Below are 19,502 nucleotides of genomic sequence, written 5' to 3'. Positions count from 1 at the left end.
CATTATCGATGGTATTCCAGCCAGGAATGCCCCCATAAAAACCGCGCATTTCATTTGCGCGGTGCGATCTCGTAGTGTGGTGCTCCCACCAAGGAGATGTCGCCGTGAACCATCGCCCGCTGAGCCTGTACGTTGACGTCCACTTCACCAGTCCCTACGCGATGTCGGCGTTCGTGACCCTGCGGGAAAAAGGCCTTGAATTTGAACTGCTCACCCTGAACCTCGACACGGCCGAGAACCAGACCGAAGCGTTCGCTCAGTTATCACTGACCGGGCGCGTACCGACCCTGGTGCAGGGTGAGTTTGCGCTGTCCGAGTCGTCGGCGATTACCGAGTACCTGGAAGAGGTGTTCCCGCAGGTGCCGGTGTACCCGGCCGAACCCCGCCAGCGGGCGAGGGCGCGGCAGGTGCAGGCGTGGCTGCGCAGTGACTTGATGCCGATTCGGCAGGAGCGCTCGACCCTGGTGGTGTTTTACGGGCTCAAGGGCGAACCGCTGTCGCCCGTGGCTGAAGCGGCGGCCCACAAGTTGATCAGTGCGGCACAGGCGCTGTTGGCCGACGGCCGCGAGTACCTGTTCGGCGAGTGGTCGATTGCCGACGTGGACCTGGCCGTGATGCTCAACCGGCTGATCCTTAACGGTGACAGCGTGCCCGCCAACCTGGTGGCGTACGCCCAGCGCCAATGGCAACGGCCTTCGGTCCAGGAATGGGTCAAGCAGGCACGACCGTCGCTGTAGTCACCTTCTCAATTACTAAGTGAATCCTGGTCCATGAATATACTGTCGAGTGACTCCCGCCTGCCGTTGTATCAGCGTTTTCGGGATCATCTGATTGAGCAGATTGCCAACAATCACTGGCGTGCCGGTGCGGCCATTCCTCCCGAAGCGGTGCTGTCCACCCAGTACCAACTGTCCACCGGCACCGTGCGTAAAGCGATCGAGGCATTGGTGGGTGAAGGCATTCTGGAGCGTCAGCAAGGCCGGGGTACGTTTGTGCGCCGTCCGAAGTTTCAGTCGTCGTTGTTCCGGTGTTTCCGCTTCCAGGGCCCGGGCGGCGAATGCCAGTTGCCGCAGAGCCGGATCCTGTCGGTCAAACCGGTGAAGGCGCCGTTGTCGGTGAGCGAAGTGCTGGGGTTGGCCCCGGATGCGCCGGTGATTTGCATCGTGCGCGTGCACGTACTGGACACGGGGCCAGTGCTGGCCGAAGAAATCTGGCTGCCCCGCGCCCGGTTCCAGGCACTGCTGGACGTGGACCTGACCCGGCAGGGCTTGTTGCTGTACCCGACCTACGAAGAAGTCTGCGGGCAAGTCGTGGCGTCTGCCGAGGAAGCCCTTACCGCCGAGTCCATCGATGACGTGTGGGCGCGCTGGCTGCAGGTGCCGGTGGGCAGCCCGGTGATGGTGATCGAACGGCTGGCCCGGGATTACGCTGGTCAACCCCTGGAGTTGCGACGCGGTCGTGGCCACGCCGAACATTTCCGTTACCGCGTGGATATTCGCTGAACGGGTAGCGCGGCGCTATTCGGCTTCCAGCAGCACCAACCAGGTCTGCACCACCCGGCGGTCAAGGTCTTCCCAGTCGGCCATGCCCAGCACCCGGGTGGTGTTCAAACCGCGCAAGTAACCGCGTAGTTGCTGGGCGATGGCGTAGATCACTTCAGGTTCTGCGGCGTTATCCAGCAGCACGTCCTCATAATCGACCAGGTAATCGGCAACCCGCTCGCGAAACTCCGGCAGCACGGCTTCACGGATGCGATCGAAGGTTTTCTGGTGGGGCTTCATAGGCGTTCCTTATCATTTTGTGTGAGGCGGCCTGCACGACACTATTGCTCTAGATAATAGTCACCATCAAGTATTGCGAGTTCTGTTTTTCTGAAAAAGGAGGACAATTGCCATCATTGAACATGATGTGTAAGGACGCTGCGATGAGGACTTTTACCGGATGGGCGCTGATGGCGCTGCTGATGAGCTCAATGGCTGCCTCCGCGTCGGCAGTGGCGGGCGGGCTTCAAGCCAGCCATCTGGCGCCAATCGTCGCCAGCCCGGTCGGTTTGCAGCGTTCGCAATCGGTCGGCGTGCTTTACAGCGACAACACTCTCGACAACCTGCAGTACCTGGGGCGCTATCACGACATGGCGGTCAATGGTGCCAAGGGCCAACTGGACGAGCAAATCCGCCAGGCCTTCGTCGACAGCTCCGACCCGGACCTGGCGATTGACTGGCTGATGACGTCGTTGCGGCACACCTTTGCTTCAGTCACCCGTTACGACAACCTGGATGCGCTGTTGCAGGCCCACCCGGATGTGGTGGTGATGCTCGACACCTACAACCAGTTGCTGACTCAGCATAATGATTTGGTGGAGGCGCGGTTCGTGGCCAAATTCTATGACCTTGACCTGCAATACATCGCCAAAGCCGAGGGCTCGATGCAAATGCACTTGCCTAATGTGTGGGTACATGACAAAACGGCGCCCCAGATCGCTGCACAGATTGGGCAGCAGCGCGACGTTCAGCTGAATGCGTTGAAACAGTTCGATGCCTCGCTCAAGGCGCTCGTCGCCGCAGGCTAACGCCCACTTCGTTTATTTTTCAGGAATTTCTATGCGCTTGTTGTTCGTGCCAGCGATGGCTTCTGCTGCTTTATTGATGGCGGGCTGCGCGTCTGCCCCCAACGCACCGACCTTGACGCTGCAAACCAGCAAGTCTCCTGATGCGTACGTTGAGTGCGTGGTGCCCAAGTTCGAGAAAAACGGCATGACCTCCACGGTCACGCAGAACTCTCGGCATGCGCGGATCGTGGTGAGCAGCAAGATCGCCGCCGACAACATTCTGGAAGTCTACAAAGCGCAGGACGGCGGCAAGGTGTTCTTGTATGAGCGCAAGCCGGTGGCGTCGCCGTTCAAGCCTTCGCGTTTCGAGCATGCGGCGCGGGATTGCCTGTAATCGACTGGCGCCGGTCTGTCGGCTGGTGTGGATCTAATGTGGGAGCTGTCGAGCCCCAGCGAGGCTGCGATGGCATCGCTGCGGTCTGACAGTGACACCGAGGTGATCCCATCGCAGCCTCGCTAAAGCTCGACAGCTCCCACAGTTGATCTTCATTGTTTTGAGCGAGTAAGTCAGCTCGGTTTTGGCTCACTGCTGAACGTATCGACAGCCTTCACCAACCCCTTGGCCGCCAACGCCACCAACTCACCACCTTTTTGCGGGGTGGCCAGTGCCGGGTCCGAACCCATGCGCCCATCCGGGAAACGTGCGCGGAAGTCGCGGGCTTCGCGGATCGGGCCGGTGTTGGCGATTTGCGGCGAGTAGTCAGCCGACTTGATCGAATCCGGGTAGGCCCATTGGGTCACCGCGATCTCTGACGGCGTGGCATGGCTGCCATGGCCCACCGGGAACTGCTGGTGCGCCAGCTCGCTCACGCCTTCCAGGTCCCACCAGTTGCACAGCTTCAGCGCATAACCTGACGGGCGACCGGTAAAGCTGGCTTCGGCGTACAGCTCGGAGAACGCCGCTTCGATCGAGGCGATGTTGCCGCCGTGGCCGTTGAGGAACAGGATCTTCTCGAAACCATGGCCCGCCAACGAACGCACCCAGTCGCCGATCGCGGCGATAAAGGTCGAAGGGCGCAGGGAAATGGTGCCGGGGAAACCGAGGTGGTGTTGGGCCATGCCGATATTGAAGGTCGGGCCGATCAGGATGTCGGCATTCTTTTGCGCTTCATGGGCGATGATTTCCGGGCACATCCAGTCGGTGCCCAGCAGGCCGGTGGGGCCGTGTTGCTCGTTGGAGCCGATGGGAATCACGACGCTGCGGCTGCGTTCCAGAAACTGGCCAATCTCGATCCAGGTGGATTGATGTAAAAGCATTTCAGGTTCTCTCTCTCATCAAGCCCAGGAACACGGTGGAGTTCCTGGTGGCATGAGCCGCATGGTGCACGGCAACGGCGAGACCATCAACCGCCTTTGACGGTACCGGCACTCGCCATCTGGCGTGGCTTGCAGTTCAGGTACGCCGAGGACTTCAGCCAGCGCTGGTCGGGGTACCAGGAAAACATGAACTGGCCATCCTTGAGCTTATCCACCACTTGGCGCGCCACTTGCGGGCGCACCGCCGGGCAGCCCTGGCTGCGGCCGATGCGGCCTTCGCGCTTGCTCCATAAGGGGCTCACGTAGTCGGCGGCATGAATCACGATGGCACGGTCCCGCGCACGGTCATTGAAGCCCGGCTCCAGGCCGTCCATGCGCAACGAGTAGCCATGGGCGCCTTCGTAGCTCTCCTGGGTGCGGAACAGCCCGATACTCGATTGGTAGCTGCCTTCACGGTTGGAGAACTGGGTAGCGAAGTTTTCCCCGGATTTTTGTCCGTGGGCCACCAGGTCCCGCAGCACTAACGTCTTCTTGCGCAGGTCGAAGATCCATAGGCGACGAGCGGTCGAAGGTTGGGAATAGTCGATAACCGCCAGCCGGTCGGACTGTTCGATGCCATTGCCCACCGCGCACTGCATGGCACTCAAGGCTCTTTTCAATACGTCGGGGTTGAGTTCTGGAGCGGCGTGGGCGAGGCTGCTATACAGAGTAAGAGGTTTACCCGTGTCTGCGAGCGCAACGGTGCTCAGCGAGGCAAAGGTCGAGATGATCAGGCCGAGTCGGCAGCAAAAGGTCAGCATGTATAGAGCATCTCCGCCGTGGATGGGAGCTAAGCGATTGTTCAAAAAACACGCATGTTACTTGAGCATTTGCCTGCTCGTTGCACCGCTGGTCGCGACAGCCGAAGACCTGTTGGTGGTCTCGCCGGCCCCGGTGCAACTGGCGCTTTCGCAATTGCCGAGCGTTTGCCCAGGCCTTACCGGGCAAATTGATGCCCCTTCCCAGGCGCGCCTGCAGGCTTTTTATCAGCAGCAGGGCGACGTGGTGCTCTGGTCCGAGGGCGAGCGCCGCAGCGCGTTGCAAGCCCAATTGCTGATGCTGGCCGATGACGGTCTCGACCCCGCTCACTATAGACTGCCCCCGGTAGATGCCACGGGGAACGTGCTGTGCAGCGACATCGGCACCAGCCAGCAATACTTGCAAGCCCTGCAGGATCTGCATTTCGGTCGCTTGCAGCAGTCGAGCTTCGAGCCCGTCTGGCATTCGCAACCACCGGCCCTTGACCCCGACACCCAGCTGCTGGCGTTGGCCGGGCCCGGTTTGCAGGACATCGCCCAAGCCTTCGACCAGGCCCGCCCGAGCGCGCCGTTGTACCTCAGCCTGCGCAGCGCCTATGCCGCCTTGCGCCAGCAACCGTTGCAGCACTGGGAGGCAGTAGCCAGCGGCCCGCTGTTACGTCCGGGCATGGACGATTCGCGGGTGCCGCAACTGGTGCGCCGCATGGTCAATGGCGGCTACCTGGCCAGCCCTTCTTCGGGGACGCAATACCGGGGCGAGCTGGTCAACGCGGTCAAGACCTTCCAGCAAAGCCATTCCCTTCAAGCCGACGGCGTGATCGGCCCCGGCACCGTCACCGAATTGAACATCAGCCCGGCGATTCGCCGCGAACAACTGCGCATCAACCTTGAGCGGTTTCGCTGGTTGTCCCGGGACATGGAGCCCGACGGTGTGCTGGTGAACGTGGCGGCGGCGCAACTGAGCTTCTACCAAGGCGGTGTGTCCGTGTGGCAAACCCGCCTGCAAGTCGGCCGCGCCGACCGCCAGACGCCGTTGCTGAAGTCGCGCATCACCCGGCTGACCCTGAACCCCACCTGGACCATCCCGCCCACCATCATGCGTGAGGACAAGCTGCCGGCGATCCGCCTCAACCCCGAATACCTGCGCCAACAGAACCTGCAAGTGCTCGACAGCCAGGGCAACCCACTGGCGCCGGAGCAGGTCGACTGGTCGCACCCCGGCAACATCCTGCTGCGCCAGGGCGCCGGCCCGCGCAACCCGCTGGGCCGGATCGTGCTGCGTTTCCCCAACCCGTATTCGGTGTACCTGCACGACACACCGAGCCAACCGCTGTTCTCCAAGGGCCCGCGGGCCTTCAGTTCGGGGTGTGTGCGGGTTGAGCAGCCACTGCTGCTGCGGGACTTACTGGTGAGCCCGGCGGAGAAGATCCGCACCGAAGAACTGCTGGCGACGGAAACCACCCACGAATTCCGGCTCGCGACACCAGTGCCAGTGTTGTTGGGGTACTGGACGGTGCAGGTCGATGGCCAGGGCGCATTGCTGTACGCGCCGGATATTTACGGGCGGGATCCGGTGTTGATGAAAGCGATGGAGAGTGCGCTCTAAGCACTCAGCTGCGGGTTGATCATCGTCAGCACCTGATCGGGCGACAAGTGCGCGGTATCGACAGTAAAGGGCGGCTCGGCCCATGGCTCGTATTCATGGGCCAGGACAGACTGCCAACTGGGCGGCGTAAGCCCTGGAATGTCGCTGGTGCGTGATTCCACGCGGCGTTGGTGTTCCGGCGTGTCGGAGCAAATCACCTGGATATTCACCAGCGGCTTACCGGCGCGTAGAGCGGTGTCGCGCCACGCCTGGCGACTTTCAGCCACCGGGTTCACGCAGTCGGCGACAACCGTGTGGCCCAGCAGAAGATTGCTCAACGCCAGCGCATTGGCCACCTGATAGCCGCTGCTGCCCACGCCTTGCTCCAGAACCCCGGCATCCCGGATGGCCTGCTCGATGGTATCGATGCGCAGGTAAACGGCATCGGTCTGCACAGCAAGGGCCTTGGCAATCGTGGTCTTCCCGGTGCCGGGCAGGCCGCTGAACACAATAAGCATCGTCGATCCTTCGAATGGGTGGGGCGGGCCAGTCTAACGGGTCACTCACTTCAAATAACAGGCGCTGATCCAGTCCGAAGGCTTGGGTGAGAGCTGTTCGGCCACCGGCAAATACCGCGCGTCCAACTGCGCTGCCAGCCAGTACAGGGTATTGCTGCTCTTGGGGTTCCACTCGCCGCTGTAGCCCGGTTCGCCGATGCGGGCACGGTCCCTGTCGAACTGCACGTGGGTGTTCACGAATTCTTCGTGGCTGCGCTGGCCTTTGGCATATGGCGCCAGCCAGTCCAGTGCCTCGCTCAGCGAGCCGCCGTGGGACGCGGTGAAGTCCAGCCAGTTGCCGCCAATGCCGTAGGGCTTGGCCGCCAGCGCCGCCTGCACCAGCGGCTCCAGGTCGTAGACCACGTAGTGCAGGGCGTCACGGTCGTGGAAGTCGGTCACCGAACCGTCGGGCAGCACATTGTCGGTGATCTGTTGCTGGAACAGCTTGAAGGCCTCTTCCAGCATCTCGCGGTCGCCCAATGCGGCGGCGGCTACCGTAACCAGCTTCACGCGGTGGCTTTGCCAGTTATTGGTGTTGGTGGCCTTCTTGGCACCATGGAACTGCTTGATGCGTTCGATATAGCCATTGCCCAGGTTGGTCAGCAGCGCGCGGGTGGCGTCGCGGGTCTGGGGGCGCAGGTCGCTCGCGGTGAGGGCGTAGGCGTTCATCAGCATGTCGAGGTTGGTTTCGTCGATCGGGTTGAAGTCCGGCTGATAGGTGCTGGCCCACGCGCTGAGGTAGTCATCCACTTGCTTGAGGTAGCGCGTGTCGCGGCTCAAGCGCCAGGCCAGGGCGGCTTGGCGCATCAATGGCCAATCCTTCTCGGCGGTGATGCTTTGCTCGCGAATGCCGTGGTTGGGCAGCGTGCCTTCGGTGTGCAGATGGGGCAGGGCGTCGGGCTGGTCACCGAGGTGGCGCTGGGCGACGGCCAGGAGCGACTTGGAGGTCGGATTCGAGGTGGCGGGCTGGCACGCACTCAGCACCTGGGGCGCAGCAGAGGCGGCTTGGGCGAACGAGGCGAGCAGCGCGGCCAGGGCCACGGCTTTCAGAGGGCGTTGTAGCATGCTGTTCCTCAGGGATGGATTGACCCGGGCGGGGCAAAGTCACGCTACCATGCCCGTGACGAGTATTTGATGAAATACCCGCCAGCCCTCTATCCTTGCAGGGCTTGCCCGGTCTAGAAAAGGACGCCCCATGACCTTGCAGTTCGTGAAAATGCACGCCCACGGTGATGACTTCGTGGTGATCGACCGACGCGGCCAGGATGACCCGATCACCGCGCACATCGCCCGCCGCCTGGGGGATCGCCATCGCGGCATTGGCTTCAATCAATTGGCCGTGGTGCTCGATTGTGCTGACGCCGCCGCCCGCATCACATTCTGGAACCCCAACGGCACGCCGCTCGACACCTGCGGCAGCGCCACCCGTGGGGTCGCGGACATGCTGATGCGCGAAGCCGGCACCGCTACCATCGTGCTGCGAACCAACCGGGGGCTGCTGACCTGCGTGCGCGAATCAGGACAGCGAGTGTCGGTGGACATGGGGCGCCCTTCATTGGGCTGGGAAGAGATTCCGCTGGCGCAAGCGATGGCCACCGAATGCTTGCCGCTGAAGGGCGACCCGGCGGCGTGCAGCATGGGTAACCCGCATTGCACCTTCTTTGTCGATGATCTGGCGACCGTCGATATTGCCGCTTTTGGGCCGTCACTGGAAACCCACCCGTTGTTCCCCAGCAAGACCAACGTGCATTTCGTGCAAGTGCTGGATCGCAGCCATATTCGTCTGCGGATCTGGGAGCGTGGCGGCGGCATCCCGCAGGGCTCGGGCTCGTGCTGTTGTGGTGCTGTGGTCAACGGGATTCGTCGTGGGCTGTTGGATGACACCGTCGACGTGCAATGCGATGGCGGTACCGTGACGGTGCATTGGGATGGCAGTGGTGGTGTGGTGCTGACCGGCGCCGTACAAACGACGCTTCACGGCACCGTTGCCGATCAGCTTTTGCAGACGCTAGCGCACGAAATCTCATGAGCCCCGTCACTGTTCGCCCCCTTAACCCCGACGACAGCCTGCAGATGCTCACCACCCTGATTCACCAGGCGTATGCGCCCCATGCGGCCCAAGGCCTGCGTTATTGGGGCACCCATCAAACTGCAGCCGACACCGCCACCCGATTTGCCTCGGGACTTGGCTTTGTCGCCGAAGTGGCAGGGCAGATCGCTGGAACCATCACCTTGCGCCCGCCACAACCTGAATCACCGGCCGCGCTTTATCGGGATCCCGAGACCTGGAGCATCAGCCAGTTCGCTGTGGCGCCGTCACACAAAGGCTGTGGCATTGGGCTCGCCCTGCATGAACATGCACTGGCGGTAGCGTTGTCGAACGGCGCCAGGCGCATGGCACTGGATACCGCCGCGCCGGCCAAACCATTGATTGCCCTGTACCGCCAATGGGGCTACCAGATCGTGGGCGAGCAGGATTGGCGGCCGCATACCAATTACTTGAGTGTGTTGATGACCCGCTCGTTGCGGGCGTGATAGATAATCTAGAGTCAGGGCTTTCAGGATGAATGGTTTGGGTAACCCACACATGGTGATATTTCCACGGCGATCCTTGCTCGGCCTGTTGGTCGTTTTTCTGGTGGGCTGGTTCTGCATGGTCTCGGCCCACGCCGAAGACACTGCGCCACCCGCGCTGGTCAAGGTGCCCCTGGACCAGCGCGTGATCGACCTGACCCACACCCTCGACTCCGCCACTCAATCCCGCATGACGGCGCAACTCGCTGGCCTGGAACAACGCAAGGGCACCCAGATGGCGGTGATGCTGCTGCCGAGCACCGATGGCGTGGGCATTGAGGACTTCGCCAACCAACTGTTCCGTGCCTGGAAACTGGGGCGCAAGGACGTCAACGACGGCATCCTGCTGCTGGTGGCGAAGGACGATCGCAAGGTTCGGATCGAAGTCGGTTACGGCCTGGAAGGCGTGGTCACCGACCTGCTGGCCCACCGCATCATCGAAGAACACATCACCCCGGCGTTTCGCCAGGGCGATTACGCAGGCGGCGTGCAGCAGGCGGTGGATGACCTGACGCTACTGGTGGACGGCGGCAACTTGCCCGAGGTGGCCAAGGCCGGTTTTCCGCCTGAAGCGTATGCGGTGCTCCTGGCGTTCATTTTTGGCGGGGTGGTCGGGGTATTGATGGGGGCCGAAAAACTCCCTTGGCGCCGGGCCCTGATGGCGGTGGTCGTTGTCACCGTGGTGCTGGTCGCGGTGGCGGGCGGCAAAGACTGGCCGGTCTATTTGCTGTTGCTGCCACTGTGCATGTTGATCGGTGGCGCTACTTTCGGCGCGTTGTGGCAGGCGAGGGCGGCGTTTTACAGCGTGCTGGTGCTGTTGGGCTATATCGCCGGCGTGCAGCTGACCGATAACTTCGTGCGCGAGATATCCCTTATTCACTGGCTGGCTTATCCATTCGCAGGGTTGCTGGTCCTGGGCCTGTATCTCGGCCTGTTCCTGGTGATGAAGAGCATGTGGCAAGAGAGCCAGGTTAGCTTTGTCGTGCGGCTGGTGGCGGTGCTGGTGGTGTACGGGATCGTCGGGGCATTGATTGACAAGGGCACCACGGGATGGCTGCTGGCGTTCCCATTCGCCTCGTTTGCGGCGCTGTTCATCTTTGCCCATGGTATTGGCGGCGGGTCGGGATCGGGGTCGAGTTCGGGCGGGGGATCGAGTTCCTCCAGTTCGAGCTCCAGTTCCAGCAGCAGCTCATCGGGTGGTGGGGGTTCCAGCGGCGGTGGTGGGGCGTCGGGGAGTTGGTAAGACTCCCACGGAAGCTAGGCGGGCTTGTAGGCAATCCAACCCTTGAAACTGAAGCCCGCGTAGAACTGATGTGCCGTTGTGTTAAAACGTTGCCCTTCCTGATGATGAGAGCGCCCATCGAATGCTCCCCGACATACTTATCCGCGATGCATTCCCTGAAGATGCGTTATGCATTGGCGTGCTGGGCATGCAGGTTTTTCTCGATACCTACGCCACCGAAGGCATCCGCGACTCAATCGCGGCCGAGGCGCTGCAAGCGTTTTCGCCCCAAGGGATCGCCGCGCTGATCGCCCAGCCGGGCACGGCGATTATCGTCGCTGAATCCAATGGGCATCTGGTGGGGTTTGCCCAGGTGGCGATGGACACCGGCCATGCGCTGATCTCAACCCCGAAAGCGGCCGAGTTGCAGCGACTCTACATCCAGGAACGGTTTACCGGCCTGGGCCTCGGGTACCGCTTGCTGCAAGCGGCTGAGCAGCGTGCCGGGGAGGGCGGTGCATCGTTGTTGTGGGCGACGGTGTGGGTCGGCAACGAGCGGGCGCTGGGGTTTTATCCGCGGCGTGGTTATGAGTTGCTGGGCGCACCGACTTACACGTTCCAGAATGAAACCCATGAAAACCGGCTGTTTGGTAAAAGGCTTGGGGTTTAGCCGCCAGAGATCGAGTGAGCAATTTTCCATTGGAGGAGCAGGATGATGGCTGAGGGATTTGCACTCGAAAAGGTGGCCTATCTGGAATTTCAGCGCCTTCTGAAAACCGGGCATTTTGCGCATCAGCGCACCGGCCAAGCGTTCTACAACCACTTCAACTTGCACCGGCTTTCGGATCAACAAGCGCTAGCCGGGTTATATGCGGCGGATGGACGTCAGGCGATAAAGCTGATTGAGCGTATGTTCGTGATCGAGTGAAGTAAGTCCCTCAGAGCGTTTTGCTCAGGAACACCCGGCTGCTGCCTTCCGGGTTGCAAGGGATCTCACCAAAACGCACCCAGCCATTCTTCTCGTAAAATTCCGGGGCCTGGAAACTGATGGTGTACAGCACCGCCGAGCGGCAGCCACGGTGACGGGCTTCATCTTCGAATGCCTTCAGCAACGTTGTACCCAGGCCTGAGCCACGCAGCGCCTTGGGCAGATGAAACAGATCGAGAAAGGCCATGCCAAGAGTGGTTTTGCCGGTGATCCCGCCGAGGACTTCACCGGTGTCGGGATCTTTTATCAGCACCGTCAGCGGGCGCCGATCATTGGAACCGGTGATGTGTTCGTTGAAGGCGGCAAGGCCGCTGCCGAGGATGCGCTCGGCCTCGGCATTCGGCTGGTCACCTACTTCAATCAGATGCGGTGTCATCACGTTGTACTCCTTGGGGCATGTCACGCTTCAAACAGGTCGCGGGATTACCTCACCTGCATGATTGTCATCTGCTTGCCAATGTCGTCGCTCTGGTCGGTGCTGGCGTGGTAGAAAAAACCATAGTCAACCAGGTAGTAGTAATGCTGCATCGGGGTCGGCGGCAGGTTTTCACGGGGCTGGCGGCAGCTCAGGGCCTTGGCGTTGCCACTCAAGCTGGGGTTTAACTGACTGGCAGAAACCTCACTGTCGATCGTGCAAACCGTCTTCCATGTGCTATCCATCAAGGTCCCGAGGTAGTTGTTACTGAGGGTTTGCCGGCGGGTATAGCTGACTTGACTGCCCACGTTCAATTGCTTCCAGTCGCCTTCAAAATTCAGGCTGCCGACCAGGGTTGTGGTTTGCGCACTCTTGTTCGACTCGCTGCTGGAGAGCGTCAGCAGGCCGCGCCAACTGATTTGACGCCCGCTGTGACCGTTCTCGGTGTAGTTGATCGCCAACTGGCCAGTCGCCGGGTCGGGCGCTATAAACGACTCGATACGTTCTGGTTTCGAGGTTTTGAGGTAGGTAGAGGTGCCTGTCAGATCCAGGTAGCTCAGCGCCTTGCTCGGCGCCGGCATCTGCAACTGCTCGATGCTCTTGATCACGGCTGGGTTGATGTCGGGCAGTTTATGGGTCGTGACATCCCCATGGCTGACGCGGGATGTGGGGGTGGAGCAGGCGCTCAGGGCGAGGCAGGCGAGGGGCAGGATCAGGCGTTGCACGGGTGTCTCCGTTGAGTCCGTTCGGGGGAGGCGCCGGGGGCGCGTAAATAGGCGCACAGCATAGCGCCTGGGCATTGCTGGCGTCAGCGTTGTTTGATCAACGTTTGTTCCCTCTCGCCTGCTTGACTGTGTCCCGCGGGGCAGACTTTAGGCTGTTTTCCAGGCGAAGGAGGAGTGCAATCCTCCCGCGAAATGGAGATTCGGTATGCGATGTCTGGTGACGGGCGCGAACGGGCATCTGGGGAATAATCTAGTCAGGGCACTGCTGGAACAGGGTCACACCGTGCGCGCCGGCGTGCGCAACACAAACAATCGCGCACCGTTCGCCGGGCTTGATTGCGAGTTGGTCTACGCCGAGTTGCAGGATCAAGCTTCCCTGCTCAAGGCACTGGAAGGTATCGAGGTGCTGTTTCAAGTGGCAGCGGTGTTCAAGCATTGGGCCCGAAACCCGGCGCTTGAAATCATCGAACCCAACGTCCAGGGCACCCGTTGTGTCTTGGAGGCCGCTGCCCAGGCGGGCGTCAAGCGGGTGGTGTATGTCAGCTCTGTGGCCGCGGTTGGCCATGACGGCACTGCACTGGACGAGGAATGCTGGAGTGACGAGGCGCAAAATGCCTACTACCTCTCCAAGATTCTCTCCGAACAAACGGCCTGGAAAACAGCTGAAGCATTGGGCCTGTGGATGGTCTCGGTGCTGCCGTCCGCGATGGTCGGGCCAAATGCGGAACGGTTGACCGACACCATGGGTTTTTTGCAGTCGGTACAGCAACGCAAACTGCCGCTGGATCCGGGCTTTCATTTCAACTTCGTGGATGTGCGGGACGTGGCCGACGGATTGATCCTGGCGGCGGAGAAGGGGCGCCCGGGTCAGCGCTATATCCTGGCCAACGAGCACTCATCGTCACTGGCAGATCTGCTTGATGTGCTTGCGAGCGACTACCGCCGACCTCCATCCGCGCCTCGCTGGCTACTGATGGCGGTTGCGTGGTTTCAGGAGCGACGGGCGCAATGGACAGGAATGCCTGCGCAGTTGCTGCTCAGCCAGGTTCGTCTGTTCCGGGGTGTTCGCCAGGAATACAGCATCCTCAAGGCAAAAACCGAGTTGGGTTTCAACCCTCGGCCGCCTGAAGCGGCATTGCGGTCGGCGTTCGCTTACCTGCAACGTCGAACAGTGCGTTCATCTCACCTTTGAGCGCCACCAGATGCAGATCCAGCGCCTGCAACTGCGCGATCTTTTCCTGGACTTGCTGGCGCTTCAAATCCACCGCCTCATTTGCCAGCGCTAACGGAAAAGCCTTCAGTCGATTCTTGGCGGCGATCAGCGGCCCCATCTCTGCCAGCTTGAAACCGGCCACCTGCGCCTTGCGGATCAGGTGCACGATTTGCAGATGGTGCGCGTTATAGAGGCGGTACCGGCCTTCCCGCTGGGGTTCATTGATCAGCCCCAGTTGCTCATACAGCCGGATAGCTTTTGGTGTGCAGCCTGTGAGCTTGGCGAGTCGTCCGATGAACATAAGCAAAATCCTTTTTCTGAAGCAGCCAATACTAGATATCCATCACCATCTCATGCCACGCCATCCCGCCATGGTCAGACGCCGACGGCTGCACATAGCGATAGCCCATGCGCTTATACAGCTCCACATGGCGGTCCTTGCACATCAGGTGGATGGTCTTTTTGCCCATCGCCTGCATGCGCTGGATAAACGCCTCCATCAAGCGCGTCGAGTAGCCCTTGCCTTGCTGGGCGGGATCCACCACCACCGACATGATCACCACATTCGGCGCGTCGGCTGAATGCCCTACCAACTCCTTGAAGGCCTCATCCGACATCACCACTTCATCGGCGCAACCGCAGTTGATGAAGCCGACCACAACGCCATCCGCCTCCAGAACCAGAAAGCCTTGCGGGTACAGCGCGATGCGCGTGGCGATCTTTTCCAGGGTGGCGGCTTCGTCGCCTTCGTAGGCCGAGATTTCGATCTCGTAGCAACGGTTGGCGTCGGCGTGGTTGGCGTTACGGAAGGTGAGGGCGGGCATTGGGTTACCGGAGAAATTGAACGACGGCCTCCATGATAAAGAAAGAACACCCCGACAGCACCGCCGAACACAAAACCCACGCACCCCCCCCGCCCCCCTGTGGGAGCCGTCGAGCTTTAGCGAGGCCGCGATGGCGGCCTTCCTGACACGACCAAGACTCGCCAAGCCCTATAACGAGAAAACCCGCAAATGCGGGTTTTCTCGTAACTGAGCCAGGCTCTTTTAAACCCCACCCACCAACTTCCCCCCCTCCAACCGGCGCTTATACGCACTGTCCCGACTCGCCAACCAGAAATACAACGGCGACGTCACCACCAACCCCACCAACCAGGACAAATCCGCCCCATTGATGTGTGCCGAAATCGGCCCGACATACAGCGGCGTATTCATAAACGGAATCTGCACCACAATCCCCACCGCATACGCCACCAACGCCTGAGGGTTGTACCGCCCGTAAATCCCGCCATCCACGCGAAAGATCGAACCGATGTCGTACTTGCCCTTATGGATCGCATAGAAGTCGATCAGGTTGATCGCCGTCCACGGCACCAGTACCACCAGCAGCACCAACACCATGTCCACGAAGTGCCCGATAAAATCCTTCGACGCAAACACCGCCGCAATCGAACACGCCGCCAGCACCAGCACCGAGATCACGGCACGCGCCTTGGCGGTCGGGATCCAGCGGTAGGCAAAGGTCTGTACCAGGGTGATCAACGACAGCACGGCGCCGTACAGGTTAAGTGCGTTATGGCTGATCACGCTGAGCAGGAACAGCAACAGCATCAGCGGGCCAATGGAGCCGGTCGCCAATTTGACTGCGTCCATGGTGTCCATGCCGACCGGGGTAGCCAGTACCGCAACCGCACCAAAGATGAACGACAGGCTGGAACCGAGTACGGTGCCCAGATAGGTTGTCCAAAAGGTCGACGCCACCGGCACATCCGCCGGCAGGTAGCGCGAATAGTCCGAAACATACGGCGCAAACGCGATCTGCCACAGCGCGGCCAGCGACACGGTGGCCAGCCAGCCGGAGATGTTGAAGTTGCCGCGTGTCAGGAAGTCGGCCGTCTGCACATGGGTGAAGATGTAGCCGAAACCCAGCACGATGCCCGCGCCCAGCACCCAGGTGCCGATGCGGTTAAGCACGTGGATGAAGCGGTAGCCGATGATGCCGATGATCCCCGAGCCGATGGCACCGATGACGATGCCGACGGGCACCGGGATCGCGTCGACCACGCCATGCAGGGATTTGCCCGCCAGCACGATGTTGGAGGCGAAGAAGCCGATGTACATCACGCCGGCGATTACCACCACCAGCAGTGCACCGAGGGAGCCGAACTGGGCGCGGCTCTGGATCATTTGCGGGATGCCCATTTGCGGGCCCTGGGCCGAGTGCAGCGCCATCAGCACGCCGCCGACCAGGTGGCCGACGAGGATGGCGATGATCCCCCACACCAGGTTCAGGCCGAACAGTTGCACGGCCAGCGCGCCGGTGACGATGGGCAACGGCGCGATGTTGCCGCCGAACCACAGGGTGAACAGGTCTCTTACCTTTCCGTGGCGATCTTCCGGGGGCACGTATCCAATCGTGTGTTTTTCGATAAGCGGGGCGGAGGATGTTGCAGTGGTAACCATGACGAGCTCCAAGGCAAGGTGAGTACGTTGACGTACTTCGCTGGGCGGCGCGTGTGCGTCGCTTTTGTTGTTGGAGTGATCATGTGCAATGGTCACGGGTAGGTAAATTAGTAAGTTTGTTGCTATAGACCTTAAAAATAATATCTCGCGGCGTTTTTTGCTCCGGTATGTTGCATGGACTTGAATCGTCAAAAAAAGCGGCTGTTCTTGCACGTGTTTGGGGCGAAATCCCACGTTTCCGGAGGTCCCGATGGCTGCCTATAATCTGCGCCAGCTCAAATATTTTGTAACCACCGCCGAGTGCGGCAGCGTGGCCGAGGCCTCGCGCAAGCTCTATATCGCTCAACCGTCGGTGTCGACCGCCATCAAGCAGCTGGAAGACAGCTTTGGCGTGCAGCTGTTTATCCGCCATCACGCCCAAGGGGTGTCGCTGACGCCCAGTGGTGCACGGTTCTACCGCAAGGCCCTGGAGCTGCTGCGGGTGGCCCATGAATTCGAGCAGAACGCTCTGGCAGACAACGACGTGGTGGCGGGGCAGATCGATATCGGGTGCTTCGAGACGGTGGCGCCGCTGTATCTGCCGCGTTTGATTGCCGGCTTCAAGCAGCGCTGGCCGGGGGTGGAAATCCGCCTGCGGGACGGTGAACAGCAGGAGCTGGTGCAGGCGCTGACCGCCGGCAGTATCGATGTGGCGATGCTGTTTGAGCATGACCTGGGCAGCGCCATCGAGACCACACCGTTGATGCCGCCGCAGCAGCCCTACGCGTTGTTGCCGGCGGATCACCGGTTTGCGCAGCAGGCCAAGGTGTCGCTGGCGGATTTGGTGCTGGAGCCGATGATTCTGCTGGATGTGCTGCCGAGCCGGACGTACTTCGTGAGCATCTTTGAAGAGCGTGGGCTGACGCCGAATATTGTCTTCAGTTCGCCGTCGATCGAGATGGTGCGCGGGATGGTGGGGCGCGGGTTTGGCTTTTCGATTCTGGTGACCAAGCCGTTTTCCGAGTACTCCTATGACGGGCAGAAGCTGGTGTGTGTGCCGTTGGCGGAGACGGTGACGGGGTCGGGGTTGTCGGCGGTGTGGTTGCGGCGGGCGCCGTTGACCAAGCCGGTGCAGTTGTTTGTGGAGTATTGCCGGGAAGAGCTGGCGCGGTTACTTGGGTAAAACACAGAGCAAAATGTGGGAGCGGGCTTGCTCGCGAAAGCGTTGGATCAGTCAATACATCGGGTGACTGTCACACCGCATTCGCGAGCAAGCCCGCTCCCACATTTGGCCCGCGTTTCAGGCGCGAATCGAGTCGAGCATGCGCAACAACATGGCATCGCAACCCTTCAGTTGCTCCACACTCACAAACTCATCCGGCTTATGCCCCTGGTCCATGCTCCCAGGCCCGCACACCACGGTGGGGATGCCCGCCGCATCAAACAACCCACCCTCAGTCCCGAACGCGACGGTGCCAAATTCCCGCGAGCCGCAAAACGCCGCAATCAGCTCTGCCGCCTGGCTACGCTGGTCGGTGGCCAGCCCTGGGTACGCCGACAATTCACTAAACCGAATCGCACTCTGCCGGCTCACCGCTTGCATACGCGGCAACACCTGCTGCATCGCATACGCCTGCAGCTCCTCAGCCACTTCCCCCGGGTCCATCGACGGCAAGGCGCGCACTTCAAAGTCGAAGCGGCAATCCGCCGGGACGATATTCAGCGCCTTGCCCCCGGAAATCACCCCGGTTTGCACGGTGCTGAACGGCGGGTCAAAGCGCTCGTCCTGATGCACCTTGAGGCGCTGGCCAATCCGCCCCAGCTCACCAATCAACTCCGCCGCATATTCGATGGCGTTCACGCCCTGAGGCGCATACGCCGAATGGCACGCCTCGCCATGCACTTCGCAGCGCATGGCGAGCTTGCCTTTATGACCCAGCACCGGCTTCAGCTCGGTGGGCTCGCCGATAATGCACAGCAGCGGTTTCACCTGCCATTGCTCCAGCACCTTGAGCAGCGAACGCACCCCAAGGCAGCCGACTTCCTCGTCGTAGGACAGCGCAATATGCACCGGCATCCGCAGGTCTGCGTTCACCAGCGACGGCACCAGCGCCAGCACGCAGGCGATGTAGCCCTTCATGTCCGCCGTGCCGCGGCCATATAACTTGCCGTCGCGCTCGGTCAGGGCAAATGCGGGCAGTGTCCAGGGTTGCCCGTCCACCGGCACCACGTCGGTGTGCCCCGACAGCACAATCCCGGGCACATTCGCTGGGCCAATGGTCGCGAACAGATTGGCTTTGCTGCGCTCATCGTTGTAGATCAGCTCGCTGGCGACACCGAAACCCGCCAGGTAGTCGCGCACGCACTCGATCAATTGCAGGTTGGACTCGCGGCTGGTGGTATCAAACCCCACCAGCGTCTGCAGCAATTCGCGGCTGTTGCTCATCGTTCGTCTCCGGCCACGCCGTAGCCCGGTGAACGGTCCGGGGCCAGGGCGCGGTCGATGTAGTCCTGCACCTGTGGGCGATAGGCGTCCCACAACTTCTGCAGTTCGCCTATCGGGTTCTCATCGGCCCAATCCACCCGCAGGTTGATGATCGGCCAGGTCAGTTCGCCCACCACCACAACCGCTGCCGAATGCACCGGGCCGGCCTCGCCACCGGCGGCGATGGCGGCATGCATGGCGGCCAGCAGGCGATCGGTGAGTTGGCCTTCGCCCTGTTCAAATGCGTTGACCATGGCCTCGATCACCGAGCGGTCGGCGAGCATATTGCCGGCCGCGACGCACTGTTCACCCGACACCGCGTTATGGGTGCCGAGGGTTTCGCTGCCGCTGAAATGCACGGTGCGCCCCAGATGGTCAATCGCCGTCAGTTGCCGGTATTGGCTGTAGCCGTTGCGGGTGAGTGCCTTGTCCACCGCGTCGGCGGGCTCCAGGCCTTGCTCCAGCAGGTCGAGTACATCCGGGCCCAGGGCGGGCAGCGTGATGTTCTGGGTCGAGACCGCACCCACGCCGGGCCGCAGCCAGGGGCAGCGGGCGCCCACGGCGATGCTTGAGGAGCTGATGGCAATGCCCATCTGGCCGGTTTCCGCGCAGCGGGCGACGATTGAAAAGGTCAT

Annotated in this window: 24 protein-coding genes; 12 read left to right on the top strand and 12 right to left on the bottom strand. The window is 61.3% G+C overall.

Translation table 11 applies throughout. The annotated features are described in order from the left end of the window. The first annotated feature begins 104 nt into the window (after positions 1-104). Together yfcF and HBJ59_RS07775 are read left to right on the top strand one after the other, a co-directional pair. Positions 105-737: a glutathione transferase gene (gene yfcF / locus HBJ59_RS07780; protein ID WP_167663165.1), complete on the top strand. Its 633-nt coding sequence runs from the start codon at positions 105-107 to the stop codon at positions 735-737. A gap of 33 nt (positions 738-770) precedes the next feature. Then, positions 771-1,502, top strand: a complete 732-nt coding sequence (locus HBJ59_RS07775; RefSeq protein WP_076017067.1) for a GntR family transcriptional regulator — start codon at positions 771-773, stop codon at positions 1,500-1,502. A gap of 15 nt (positions 1,503-1,517) precedes the next feature. On the opposite strand, the gene HBJ59_RS07770 is transcribed toward HBJ59_RS07775, so the two are convergent. After that, positions 1,518-1,781 carry a hypothetical protein gene (locus HBJ59_RS07770; RefSeq protein WP_076017068.1) on the bottom strand — a complete coding sequence of 88 codons (264 nt, stop codon included), beginning with the start codon at positions 1,779-1,781 and terminating at the stop codon, positions 1,518-1,520. A 143-nt stretch (positions 1,782-1,924) separates the two neighbouring features. On the opposite strand from HBJ59_RS07770, the gene HBJ59_RS07765 reads away from it, so the two are divergent. Together HBJ59_RS07765 and HBJ59_RS07760 are read left to right on the top strand one after the other, a co-directional pair. Next, positions 1,925-2,569 (top strand): ATPase, encoded by a 645-nt coding sequence (locus HBJ59_RS07765; RefSeq protein ID WP_167663164.1) that lies wholly within the window; start codon positions 1,925-1,927, stop codon positions 2,567-2,569. Positions 2,570-2,600: 31 nt separating this feature from the next. Then, a complete protein-coding gene (locus HBJ59_RS07760; RefSeq protein ID WP_167663163.1) occupies positions 2,601-2,942 on the top strand; it encodes a hypothetical protein in 342 nt (113 codons plus the stop codon). Between the two features lie 173 nt (positions 2,943-3,115). On the opposite strand, the gene HBJ59_RS07755 is transcribed toward HBJ59_RS07760, so the two are convergent. Next, positions 3,116-3,865 carry a creatininase family protein gene (locus tag HBJ59_RS07755; RefSeq protein WP_167663162.1) on the bottom strand — a complete coding sequence of 250 codons (750 nt, stop codon included), beginning with the start codon at positions 3,863-3,865 and terminating at the stop codon, positions 3,116-3,118. An 86-nt stretch (positions 3,866-3,951) separates the two neighbouring features. Then, complete coding sequence (locus HBJ59_RS07750) at positions 3,952-4,665, bottom strand: murein L,D-transpeptidase catalytic domain family protein (RefSeq protein ID WP_023658766.1); 714 nt, start codon at positions 4,663-4,665, stop codon at positions 3,952-3,954. A 37-nt stretch (positions 4,666-4,702) separates the two neighbouring features. On the opposite strand from HBJ59_RS07750, the gene HBJ59_RS07745 reads away from it, so the two are divergent. Next, complete coding sequence (locus HBJ59_RS07745) at positions 4,703-6,268, top strand: murein L,D-transpeptidase (RefSeq protein ID WP_167663161.1); 1,566 nt, start codon at positions 4,703-4,705, stop codon at positions 6,266-6,268. Here the strand turns inward: HBJ59_RS07745 and HBJ59_RS07740 are convergent. Then, on the bottom strand, positions 6,265-6,765 hold the full coding sequence (locus HBJ59_RS07740; protein ID WP_167663160.1) for an AAA family ATPase: 501 nt from the start codon (positions 6,763-6,765) through the stop codon (positions 6,265-6,267). The genes HBJ59_RS07745 and HBJ59_RS07740 overlap by 4 nt on opposite strands. Before the next feature lie 45 nt (positions 6,766-6,810). Further along, on the bottom strand, positions 6,811-7,869 hold the full coding sequence (locus tag HBJ59_RS07735; protein WP_167663159.1) for an alginate lyase family protein: 1,059 nt from the start codon (positions 7,867-7,869) through the stop codon (positions 6,811-6,813). 130 nt (positions 7,870-7,999) lie between these two features. On the opposite strand from HBJ59_RS07735, the gene dapF reads away from it, so the two are divergent. The 5 genes from dapF (at position 8,000) to HBJ59_RS07710 (ending at position 11,528) form a co-directional block, all read left to right on the top strand. Beyond that, positions 8,000-8,833 carry a diaminopimelate epimerase gene (dapF, locus tag HBJ59_RS07730; RefSeq protein ID WP_167663158.1) on the top strand — a complete coding sequence of 278 codons (834 nt, stop codon included), beginning with the start codon at positions 8,000-8,002 and terminating at the stop codon, positions 8,831-8,833. Continuing rightward, a complete protein-coding gene (locus HBJ59_RS07725) occupies positions 8,830-9,339 on the top strand; it encodes a GNAT family N-acetyltransferase (protein WP_167663157.1) in 510 nt (169 codons plus the stop codon). Before dapF ends, HBJ59_RS07725 begins: the two co-directional genes overlap by 4 nt. Before the next feature lie 52 nt (positions 9,340-9,391). Then, on the top strand, positions 9,392-10,621 hold the full coding sequence (locus HBJ59_RS07720; protein WP_167663444.1) for a YgcG family protein: 1,230 nt from the start codon (positions 9,392-9,394) through the stop codon (positions 10,619-10,621). Between the two features lie 121 nt (positions 10,622-10,742). After that, entirely contained in the window at positions 10,743-11,270 is a 528-nt protein-coding gene (locus HBJ59_RS07715) for a GNAT family N-acetyltransferase (RefSeq protein WP_167663156.1), read from the top strand. Between the two features lie 45 nt (positions 11,271-11,315). Then, complete coding sequence (locus HBJ59_RS07710) at positions 11,316-11,528, top strand: hypothetical protein (protein WP_076017152.1); 213 nt, start codon at positions 11,316-11,318, stop codon at positions 11,526-11,528. Between the two features lie 10 nt (positions 11,529-11,538). Here HBJ59_RS07710 and HBJ59_RS07705 read toward each other — a convergent pair whose 3' ends face one another. Both HBJ59_RS07705 and HBJ59_RS07700 read right to left on the bottom strand, forming a co-directional pair. Next, positions 11,539-11,964, bottom strand: a complete 426-nt coding sequence (locus HBJ59_RS07705) for an N-acetyltransferase (protein WP_076017079.1) — start codon at positions 11,962-11,964, stop codon at positions 11,539-11,541. 47 nt (positions 11,965-12,011) lie between these two features. Then, on the bottom strand, positions 12,012-12,728 hold the full coding sequence (locus HBJ59_RS07700; RefSeq protein WP_167663155.1) for a hypothetical protein: 717 nt from the start codon (positions 12,726-12,728) through the stop codon (positions 12,012-12,014). Between the two features lie 205 nt (positions 12,729-12,933). On the opposite strand from HBJ59_RS07700, the gene HBJ59_RS07695 reads away from it, so the two are divergent. Continuing rightward, positions 12,934-13,920 (top strand): NAD-dependent epimerase/dehydratase family protein, encoded by a 987-nt coding sequence (locus tag HBJ59_RS07695; RefSeq protein ID WP_178124248.1) that lies wholly within the window; start codon positions 12,934-12,936, stop codon positions 13,918-13,920. Here HBJ59_RS07695 and HBJ59_RS07690 read toward each other — a convergent pair. The 3 genes from HBJ59_RS07690 to HBJ59_RS07680 form a co-directional block, all read right to left on the bottom strand. Continuing rightward, on the bottom strand, positions 13,838-14,242 hold the full coding sequence (locus HBJ59_RS07690) for a MerR family transcriptional regulator (protein ID WP_076017081.1): 405 nt from the start codon (positions 14,240-14,242) through the stop codon (positions 13,838-13,840). The two genes, HBJ59_RS07695 and HBJ59_RS07690, sit on opposite strands and share 83 nt — an antisense overlap. A gap of 31 nt (positions 14,243-14,273) precedes the next feature. Further along, positions 14,274-14,765: a GNAT family N-acetyltransferase gene (locus HBJ59_RS07685; protein ID WP_076017082.1), complete on the bottom strand. Its 492-nt coding sequence runs from the start codon at positions 14,763-14,765 to the stop codon at positions 14,274-14,276. A gap of 222 nt (positions 14,766-14,987) precedes the next feature. After that, a complete protein-coding gene (locus HBJ59_RS07680) occupies positions 14,988-16,403 on the bottom strand; it encodes a cytosine permease (RefSeq protein WP_003210161.1) in 1,416 nt (471 codons plus the stop codon). A 250-nt stretch (positions 16,404-16,653) separates the two neighbouring features. Here HBJ59_RS07680 and HBJ59_RS07675 point away from each other — a divergent pair, with 250 nt between their 5' ends. Then, complete coding sequence (locus HBJ59_RS07675) at positions 16,654-17,565, top strand: LysR family transcriptional regulator (protein WP_076017084.1); 912 nt, start codon at positions 16,654-16,656, stop codon at positions 17,563-17,565. Between the two features lie 117 nt (positions 17,566-17,682). Here HBJ59_RS07675 and argE read toward each other — a convergent pair whose 3' ends face one another. Continuing rightward, the gene (gene argE / locus HBJ59_RS07670; RefSeq protein ID WP_167663154.1) at positions 17,683-18,828 is read right to left on the bottom strand and encodes an acetylornithine deacetylase; all 1,146 of its coding nucleotides are present in this window, start codon (positions 18,826-18,828) and stop codon (positions 17,683-17,685) included. After that, on the bottom strand, positions 18,825-19,502 hold the full coding sequence (locus HBJ59_RS07665) for a DUF1028 domain-containing protein (RefSeq protein ID WP_167663153.1): 678 nt from the start codon (positions 19,500-19,502) through the stop codon (positions 18,825-18,827). Before HBJ59_RS07665 ends, argE begins: the two co-directional genes overlap by 4 nt.

Source organism: Pseudomonas sp. AN3A02 (assembly GCF_011765255.1).
Classification (GTDB): Bacteria; Pseudomonadota; Gammaproteobacteria; order Pseudomonadales; family Pseudomonadaceae; genus Aquipseudomonas.
This window is presented reverse-complemented; position numbering and strand designations above follow the sequence as displayed.

What these genes read in the sequence shown, in the direction of transcription:
- dapF (WP_167663158.1), top strand. Translation starts at nt 8,000, where the DNA reads ATGACCTTGCAGTTCGTGAAAATGCACGCCCACGGTGATGACTTCGTG.
- HBJ59_RS07735 (WP_167663159.1), bottom strand. Translation starts at nt 7,869, where the DNA reads ATGCTACAACGCCCTCTGAAAGCCGTGGCCCTGGCCGCGCTGCTCGCC.
- HBJ59_RS07720 (WP_167663444.1), top strand. Translation starts at nt 9,392, where the DNA reads ATGGTGATATTTCCACGGCGATCCTTGCTCGGCCTGTTGGTCGTTTTT.
- HBJ59_RS07685 (WP_076017082.1), bottom strand. Translation starts at nt 14,765, where the DNA reads ATGCCCGCCCTCACCTTCCGTAACGCCAACCACGCCGACGCCAACCGT.
- HBJ59_RS07775 (WP_076017067.1), top strand. Translation starts at nt 771, where the DNA reads ATGAATATACTGTCGAGTGACTCCCGCCTGCCGTTGTATCAGCGTTTT.
- HBJ59_RS07765 (WP_167663164.1), top strand. Translation starts at nt 1,925, where the DNA reads ATGAGGACTTTTACCGGATGGGCGCTGATGGCGCTGCTGATGAGCTCA.
- HBJ59_RS07705 (WP_076017079.1), bottom strand. Translation starts at nt 11,964, where the DNA reads ATGACACCGCATCTGATTGAAGTAGGTGACCAGCCGAATGCCGAGGCC.
- HBJ59_RS07740 (WP_167663160.1), bottom strand. Translation starts at nt 6,765, where the DNA reads ATGCTTATTGTGTTCAGCGGCCTGCCCGGCACCGGGAAGACCACGATT.
- HBJ59_RS07665 (WP_167663153.1), bottom strand. Translation starts at nt 19,502, where the DNA reads ATGACCTTTTCAATCGTCGCCCGCTGCGCGGAAACCGGCCAGATGGGC.
- HBJ59_RS07680 (WP_003210161.1), bottom strand. Translation starts at nt 16,403, where the DNA reads ATGGTTACCACTGCAACATCCTCCGCCCCGCTTATCGAAAAACACACG.
- HBJ59_RS07725 (WP_167663157.1), top strand. Translation starts at nt 8,830, where the DNA reads ATGAGCCCCGTCACTGTTCGCCCCCTTAACCCCGACGACAGCCTGCAG.
- HBJ59_RS07760 (WP_167663163.1), top strand. Translation starts at nt 2,601, where the DNA reads ATGCGCTTGTTGTTCGTGCCAGCGATGGCTTCTGCTGCTTTATTGATG.
- HBJ59_RS07770 (WP_076017068.1), bottom strand. Translation starts at nt 1,781, where the DNA reads ATGAAGCCCCACCAGAAAACCTTCGATCGCATCCGTGAAGCCGTGCTG.
- HBJ59_RS07695 (WP_178124248.1), top strand. Translation starts at nt 12,934, where the DNA reads ATGCGATGTCTGGTGACGGGCGCGAACGGGCATCTGGGGAATAATCTA.
- HBJ59_RS07755 (WP_167663162.1), bottom strand. Translation starts at nt 3,865, where the DNA reads ATGCTTTTACATCAATCCACCTGGATCGAGATTGGCCAGTTTCTGGAA.
- HBJ59_RS07690 (WP_076017081.1), bottom strand. Translation starts at nt 14,242, where the DNA reads ATGTTCATCGGACGACTCGCCAAGCTCACAGGCTGCACACCAAAAGCT.
- HBJ59_RS07715 (WP_167663156.1), top strand. Translation starts at nt 10,743, where the DNA reads ATGCTCCCCGACATACTTATCCGCGATGCATTCCCTGAAGATGCGTTA.
- HBJ59_RS07750 (WP_023658766.1), bottom strand. Translation starts at nt 4,665, where the DNA reads ATGCTGACCTTTTGCTGCCGACTCGGCCTGATCATCTCGACCTTTGCC.
- argE (WP_167663154.1), bottom strand. Translation starts at nt 18,828, where the DNA reads ATGAGCAACAGCCGCGAATTGCTGCAGACGCTGGTGGGGTTTGATACC.
- HBJ59_RS07710 (WP_076017152.1), top strand. Translation starts at nt 11,316, where the DNA reads ATGGCTGAGGGATTTGCACTCGAAAAGGTGGCCTATCTGGAATTTCAG.
- HBJ59_RS07675 (WP_076017084.1), top strand. Translation starts at nt 16,654, where the DNA reads ATGGCTGCCTATAATCTGCGCCAGCTCAAATATTTTGTAACCACCGCC.